General features: G+C 36.1%; 7 protein-coding genes. 5 read left to right on the top strand and 2 right to left on the bottom strand.

The annotated features are described in order from the left end of the window. Positions 1-227 precede the first annotated feature (227 nt). The 4 genes from ASG21_RS11255 to ASG21_RS11235 all read left to right on the top strand — a co-directional run bounded on the left by ASG21_RS11255 (position 228) and on the right by ASG21_RS11235 (position 4350). The gene (locus ASG21_RS11255; RefSeq protein ID WP_056079822.1) at positions 228-1019 is read left to right on the top strand and encodes a S1/P1 nuclease; all 792 of its coding nucleotides are present in this window, start codon (positions 228-230) and stop codon (positions 1017-1019) included. Positions 1020-1533: 514 nt separating this feature from the next. Next, on the top strand, positions 1534-2400 hold the full coding sequence (locus ASG21_RS11245; RefSeq protein ID WP_034757900.1) for an RNA polymerase sigma factor RpoD/SigA: 867 nt from the start codon (positions 1534-1536) through the stop codon (positions 2398-2400). A 202-nt stretch (positions 2401-2602) separates the two neighbouring features. Then, positions 2603-3196: a hypothetical protein gene (locus tag ASG21_RS11240; RefSeq protein ID WP_056079817.1), complete on the top strand. Its 594-nt coding sequence runs from the start codon at positions 2603-2605 to the stop codon at positions 3194-3196. 35 nt (positions 3197-3231) lie between these two features. Beyond that, entirely contained in the window at positions 3232-4350 is a 1119-nt protein-coding gene (locus ASG21_RS11235) for an FAD-dependent monooxygenase (RefSeq protein WP_056079814.1), read from the top strand. A 143-nt stretch (positions 4351-4493) separates the two neighbouring features. On the opposite strand, the gene ASG21_RS11230 is transcribed toward ASG21_RS11235, so the two are convergent. Continuing rightward, a complete protein-coding gene (locus tag ASG21_RS11230) occupies positions 4494-5555 on the bottom strand; it encodes a M28 family metallopeptidase (protein ID WP_056079811.1) in 1062 nt (353 codons plus the stop codon). A gap of 79 nt (positions 5556-5634) precedes the next feature. On the opposite strand from ASG21_RS11230, the gene ASG21_RS11225 reads away from it, so the two are divergent. Next, positions 5635-6774, top strand: coding sequence for an aminotransferase class I/II-fold pyridoxal phosphate-dependent enzyme (locus tag ASG21_RS11225; protein WP_056079806.1), 1140 nt, complete (start codon positions 5635-5637; stop codon positions 6772-6774). Between the two features lie 48 nt (positions 6775-6822). Here the strand turns inward: ASG21_RS11225 and ASG21_RS11220 are convergent, their stop codons facing one another. Continuing rightward, entirely contained in the window at positions 6823-7434 is a 612-nt protein-coding gene (locus ASG21_RS11220) for an inorganic pyrophosphatase (protein ID WP_056079803.1), read from the bottom strand. Between the last annotated feature and the right edge of the window lie 4 nt (positions 7435-7438).

The raw sequence follows: 7438 nt of genomic DNA, 5'->3' as shown, positions 1-7438 counted from the left end.
TAAATTTCATCAAAATTAATTTCCCCCGACCCTAAAGGGAGTTAATTTTGATGAAATTTTCAAAGCATTTTTCCACCCTTTAGGGTTGGGGAAAAGAAAAATGCCTTGAAAATTTGTTTTTTAATCATTTTTAAACAGGCTCTAAATAATCTGACTGTGAATTTTTATTCATGCGGTGATTATTAGCGTGATGAAGCTTATCTTTGCTGCCTGAAAATAATTAAGAAATGAAAAGTATTTATTCTAAAATGCTGCTTTTGGCATTCGTTGCCAGTTCGGTGTATTCGTATGCATGGGGATTGACCGGGCACAGAGTAATTGCGGAGATTGCAGAAAACCATCTTTGCGGAAAAGCAAAAAGAGAGCTCAGAAAAATATTGGGGCAGGAAAAAATGGCGTACTGGGCCAACTGGCCTGATTTTATTAAATCTGATACCACCGGAGCATGGAAACAGGCTTCAGCGTGGCATTATGTAAACATCGATCCGAAAACAGATTTTACAGCATTTGAAAAAGATTTAAAAGCTCAAGCGGGAGCAAACCTTTACTCTCAGATCAAAGTCCTGTCGAGCCAGATTAAAGATGCAAAAACTTCTGAAAAAGACAGAAAAATTGCCTTGATTTTCCTGATTCACATGATGGGAGACTTAGCTCAGCCGATGCACACCGGAAGATCTGAAGACTTGGGTGGAAATAAGATCAACGTTACTTATTTTGGTGATAAAACAAATCTGCACTCGGTTTGGGACGGAAAACTGGTAGACTCTCAAAAGTACAGTTACACCGAATATGCGAAACTTTTGGATATCAAAACTAAAGATGAAGTAAAGCAGATTCAGGCGGGAACTCTGGAAAACTGGCTGTATGATTCGCACCAGATTGCCAATAAAATCTATTCGCAGACTCCTGACGGCTCAAAATTGTCTTTCGATTATCAGTATAAATTTAATGATATTATGGAAAGACAGCTTCTTTACGGAGGTCTGAGACTGGCGAAATTGCTGAATGATTTGTTTTAAAGTGAATTTTAAAAGTGAATTGTCAATAGTCAATGGTGAATTTTAATGTTTACCTTTAATATAAAGCGGAACTTTGGTTTCGCTTTTTTTGCTTTTAAACCTTATCCTAATTTTGTCATGCTGAAGCTTGTAGATTCGACGCAGTTAATGCATCTACATATAGTATTAAAAAAAATAGTGGAAAGATTCGAGTTTAGATCCTTTCAGGATGACAAACGATGTGGATATTTTTAAGACTGTTGAAACGATGAACACTACCCTAGCCCCGATAGAAACGACATCCTTTTTGGTGGCGGACGGAATGGAGAGGAGACCGCTGCCAAAAAGATACAGTGGATAGCGGGAAACAGCTCCTGAAAAAAATCAGCACACTGATAAGTTTTTGTGATGGGTGATAATTTACAACTATTTTTTAATCTGTTTTAATTAAATGTAAAAAATATTCGGATTGGTGTAACCTTTTTAGTTTTGCAAACGTATAATAGATACTAACTCTTTTTTGAGGCAAAAATAAATGAGACAACTAAAAATAACCAAGCAGGTTACCAACAGGGAAACCGCTTCATTAGACAAGTATTTGCAGGAAATTGGTAAAGTTGAACTGATTACGGCAGACGAAGAAGTAGATTTGGCACAAAAAATCCGCGCCGGCGACAGAGTTGCGTTGGAAAAACTGATCAAAGCCAACCTCCGTTTCGTAGTTTCAGTTTCTAAGCAGTACCAAAATCAAGGTCTTTCTTTACCCGATTTGATCAATGAAGGTAACTTAGGACTGATGAAAGCAGCGAAAAGATATGATGAAACGAGAGGTTTCAAATTTATCTCTTATGCAGTTTGGTGGATCCGTCAGTCGATTTTACAGGCTTTGGCAGAGCAGTCGAGAATTGTAAGATTGCCACTGAACAAAATCGGTTCGATCAACAAAATCAACAAAGCTTACGCTCACCTTGAGCAGGAAAACGAAAGACCACCTTCTCCGGAAGAATTGGCTGAAGTTTTGGATATGAGCGAGGAGGACATCAAAGAATCAATGAAAAACTCCGGAAGACACCTGTCTATGGACGCTCCATTGGTGGAAGGTGAAGATTCTAATTTATACGATGTACTTCGTTCAGGAGAATCTCCAAGTCCGGATAAAGATTTGATGCTTGAATCTCTTCAGATTGAAATTGAAAGAGCTTTGAACACTCTTACGCCAAGAGAGGCCGATTTGGTAAGACTGTATTTCGGATTAAACGGAAAACATCCAATGACTTTGGAAGAAATCGGTGAAACTTTTGATCTTACGAGAGAAAGAGTCCGTCAGATTAAAGAAAAAGCAATTAAGAGACTGAAACACAATACCAGAAGTAAGATTTTGAAGTCTTATTTGGGTAAATAATTTTAGTTTTTATAACTATTAAGCGGAGTCTGAATTTTTCAGGCTCCGTTTTTTTTGTAACAAATTTTAAACTTTGTTCAACTAATTTGGATATACGGAGGTCTCATGCAGATTTGAGAGATTTTGCAGATTTAAATTTAGTAATCTGTTTAATCTGAAAAATCTGCAAGAAAATTATTAAATGAACCTTAAAATATTAATCATGAAAAAATCACTTATCTCAACTTCCCTGTTTTTGTTAATCTTTTCCTGTTCCGAAAAACCTGAAAACAAACCTTTAGAAAATAATGTTGTTGATAATGTAGAATCATCATCTTCAATTTCGTTGAAAAGTGCACGTGGAAAAGGAAATTTGGTTTTGGATATTTATTCTGAAATGCTGAAAAATGATAAAAAGTTGCAGAATTTGGAACAACAAATTGAAAATGTTTATAAAAACACAAATGTTGTCATTTCTGAATATGAAAATATAATCAATAAATCTGACAGTTATTATAATGACGCAGAACAGCTTACAAGATCAATTACAGATTCTTTGGTAAAGAAAGAAATTGAGAGAGACATTAAATTCAGTTATGAAAGATATGATTTAAAAACAAAGAAAATTAAAGATTTAATTGTACTAATTAATAAGAATACAAGCGTTATTCAAGATCAGCATACTATCTTTAAAATCAGAAAAACGCTTCCCGAGATTGAAAAATATCAAAATGCTCATCCTTTGAAAACGGATAGTTTAGATAACTTTATCAATAAACAAAATCAGTTACTGAACGAATTGAGAAATTTAAAATAATTTTCTTCATCGGCATTTACACTAAAAATTAATTAATGAATCAAATCTCAATCATCGGAGCCGGAATTGGCGGTTTGACTTTAGGAAATATTCTGAAGCAACAGCACCTAGACTTTACCATTTACGAATCCGCACCGGAAATAAAACCTGTGGGAGCAGGAATTATGATGGCTGTCAATGCAATGCAGATTTTTGAGAAATTAGGTTTAAAAGAGAAAATTGAAAATGCCGGAAACAAAATTCACGGAATTTCGATTACCGACGAAAAACTGAAAACAATTTCCACAACGAATGTTCTGGCTTTGGAAAAGAAATTTAATTCATGCAATGTTGCGATTCACAGAGCAGAACTTCAGAAAATTTTAGCTGAAAATATTGGCTTTGAAAAGATACAATTAAATCATTCTTTAAAACAGATTTCAAGGAAAGAAAATTATCTTTTAGAATTTGAAAACGGAAATGAGATTGAAAGTAAAATTGTTTTTGGAGCAGACGGCATTCATTCTAAAGTCAGAAATCAAATTTTGCAAACAGGAAAAATCAGAAATGCTCAGCAAAAATGTTGGCGTGGATTAACTGATTTTAATCTTCCCGTAAAATATCATCATCATGCGTTGGAAATCTGGGGTACAGGTAAACGCTTTGGTTTTGTGAAACTTTCAGGAAATAAAGTCTATTGGTATGCATTGGTAAACGAAAATCAATTTGAAGAAAATCTTGATTTGACTGAAAAATTTAAAGATTTTGATGCTTTGGTTTTAGATATTTTCAAGTCAACAAAACCAGAAAATATAATTCTGAACGATATTATCGACCTTACTCCTATTCCAAAATGGTATGCGGAAAATCTCTGTCTGATCGGCGATGCAGCGCATGCAACGACTCCGAATATGGGACAGGGAGCGTGTCAGTCGATTGAAGATGCTTATGTGATTGGAAAATTACTGGAGACAAATCAGGATTTCAATTTTGTTTTTAAGGAATTTCAGAACATAAGAAGAAAAAAGGTCGATTACACCGTTAAAAACAGCTGGACGGTTGGAAAAATTTCGCAATGGGAAAAAGGGAATTCTCTTCGAAATTTCCTGATGCGTTCGCTACCTGAAAGTTTAAATCAGAAAATGATTGAGAAAATTCTGACACTGGAATTGTGATTTTAATAAAAAAGTCTGCAAAAATACTTCGCAGACTTTTATTTTGAACTTTTAAGAGATTGTAAATCTCCCGCAGATTTAGCGAATTACGCAGATTAATTTGAAAAAGAATCTGAATGATTGCCTAAATGTACGTGAAGATGTTATTTTTTATCAACCACAATTCTATCAGCTCTGTTGGCAAGTTCCCAGGCAGTTGCAAAAATCAGCTGAGTCCTTTTGTGAAGCAGAGGAAAATCAATTTTCTCTACATCATCGGTTGGTTTGTGATAATCTTCGTGAATACCATCGAAATAGAACGCTACCGGAATATTGTTTTTCGCAAAATTATAGTGGTCTGATCTGTAGTATAATCTTTCAGTATCTGCAGGATCGTCATATTTGTAGTTCAGTTCGAGTTTGGTCGTGTTTTTATTGGCTGTTTCGCTTATCATTTTCAGCTGTGAGCTCAACATTTCTGAACCGATGACATAAACGTACTGTTTGCCACGATTTTCAGGGTCATCACGACCGATCATGTCGATATTTAAATCTGCAACCGTGTTCGCCAAAGGAAATACAGGATTGTCGGTATAAAATTCAGAACCGAAAAGTCCGTGCTCCTCTCCTGTCACGTGAAGAAATAAAATAGAACGTTTCGGGCCATGTCCGGCTTTCTTCGCCTCATTAAATGCTTTTGCAATTTCCATTACAGCAACTGTTCCGCTTCCGTCGTCGTCTGCACCGTTGTACACTACTCCATTTCTGCTTCCAACATGATCGTAATGTCCTGAAATTACGATGATTTCTTCTGGTTTTTCACTTCCTTCGATGAAAGCTAAAATATTTTCAGAATCAGGAAGACTTCCGCCGCCACGTTTTGCCATATATGCAGCCGGAACCTTCTGATAAAATGATCCAAGAGCTTTCGGGAAAGAAATTCCGTTTTGCTTATAGAAATTAATCATGTATTCGCCGGCTTTCTTCTGTCCCGGGCTTCCTGTGTCACGGCCTTCCATCTCATCAGACGCAATCACGGTAAGATTTTTTTTCAGACTTTCAAGGCTTAGGCTCTCATACGCAGCTTTGAATGCTTTTTCTTCTTTTGTACTTCTGGTTGTTGCAGAAACCGAAGATGTAGATTTTGAATTTTCTACTCCGGATTTCGGGGTTCCACATGAAGAAAGAATTACAGCCGAAAAGAGCGGCAACAGAATTTTGTTCATAAAAATTATTTGTCTAAAATTAAGAAAAATATCTAAAATCCTGTACAACTTAAGTTTTTTTATATATTTGATTGAAACTATGGAAACAGATTTACAATTTACTGATTATTCGTTTTTTACAGAGATGTCGCTTCTCGCTAAGCAAAATCAAAGCTACGACCTGTCTTTGGGACTGCCCGATTTTGAGGTAGATGAAAGGCTCAGATTTTATTTAAAAGAATCCGCCGACAGTATTTCTCACAGCTATGAATCACTTGCCGGAAATCCTTTATTAATCGGGAAAATTGTCGAATTTAATGCTTCCAGAAAAAATTCCGTAATTATTTCAGCAGATGAAGTAAACATTGTTCCCTGCTCTACTTTCGCTTTGTACACATCTTTAAAATCAATTCTGAATTTTGGGGATGAAGTGATTATTATTCAGCCATCTTATTATACTTATGCTCCATCGATTGTAATCAACGGTGGAATTCCTGTGTACTACGAGGTTGATGAGGATTTCAGTATTTCCTGGGAAAACTTAAAACTTTTGATTTCAGATAAAACGAAGGCAATCATCGTTAACACTCCTCAAAATCCCACCGGAAAAATCTGGACTATAGATGACTGGCAGAATCTGTATGATTTAATTAAAGAAAAAAATATCTATGTAATTTCTGAAGAGATTTATGATATTTACTGTTACGACAGTCATTCGCACTACAGCGCATTTCTGCATCCTGAACTCAGAAAGAGAACATTCAGCATCTTTTCCTTCGGTAAAATGTTTCATTCTACCGGCTGGAAAGTGAGTTATCTTTTGGCAGCACCGGATTTACTCAAAAAATTCAGGAATTATCAGCAGTATATTTCGTACAGTACCAACGCTCCCTGTCAGTATGCCATAGCGAAGTATCTCGACGTTTTTGATCCTGAAATCAACCGCAGAATTATGCAGAATAAAAGAGATGTATTTTGTGAAATGATCGCTGAAACTCCATTCATTTTAAATCAAAAATCGCAGGGTGGTTTTTTCCAGACTGTCAATTTCAGGAATATTTCTGAAACCATGACCGACGTTGAGTTTTCAAAGTGGCTAACGGTGGAGAAAAAAGTTTCCTGTTTACCGCTGTCGGCTTTTTATCAGAATAAAAATGATTCAGATTTTATCCGTTTCAGTTTTGTGAAGAAGGATGAAATTATTATGGAAGCGATGAAGCACCTGAAGTTGAATCTTTAAATAAGAAAAGCAGACAAAAATGCCTGCTTTTCAATATTTTAGCTAAGATTATTTAGCATACTTTTCGTTGTAATCTTCCATGGAAGCGGTAATCACATCTTTAGCATGATTTACTCCGTACACATTATCAATTCTGCATTTTGCAGGCTCGTTCGGTAAGTTTTTGTACGTCAAAAAGTAGTGCATCAATCTGTTTACTTCTGCCTCCGGAAGCTGGGAAATATCTGTGAAATGACCAAAAGCATGATCACCGATCAAAACAGCTACAATTTTGTCATCTGCTTCACCTCCGTCAATCATTTTGAAACCACCAATCGGTCTTGCTTCCATCAGGATCCCTCCCGAGTTGAAATTGTGAGAACTTAGCACACAGATATCCAAAGGATCGTGATCACCCATTGTAACATCGGCTGAACCGCTGTCAACAGCCAGTTTCATTACTCTGGAGTCACAGTAAGTCTGTGGTACAAAACCATAAAGTGCAGGAATGATATTTGAAAATTTCTGAGGTCTGTCTACTTTCAGGAAACCTGTTTCTTTGTCGATTTCATATTTGATTGTATCTGAAGGTACGATTTCTACGAAAACATTTACGGTTTCAGGTGCATTTTCCCCTGCAGAAATTCCGTGCCAAGGGTGAGCAGTAAATTTGTGAGTCATTATT

The organism is Chryseobacterium sp. Leaf394 (assembly GCF_001424105.1).
GTDB lineage: Bacteria > Bacteroidota > Bacteroidia > Flavobacteriales > Weeksellaceae > Chryseobacterium.
The sequence above is the reverse complement of the archived record's forward strand: the minus strand, read 5'-3'. Positions and strand labels throughout refer to the sequence as shown.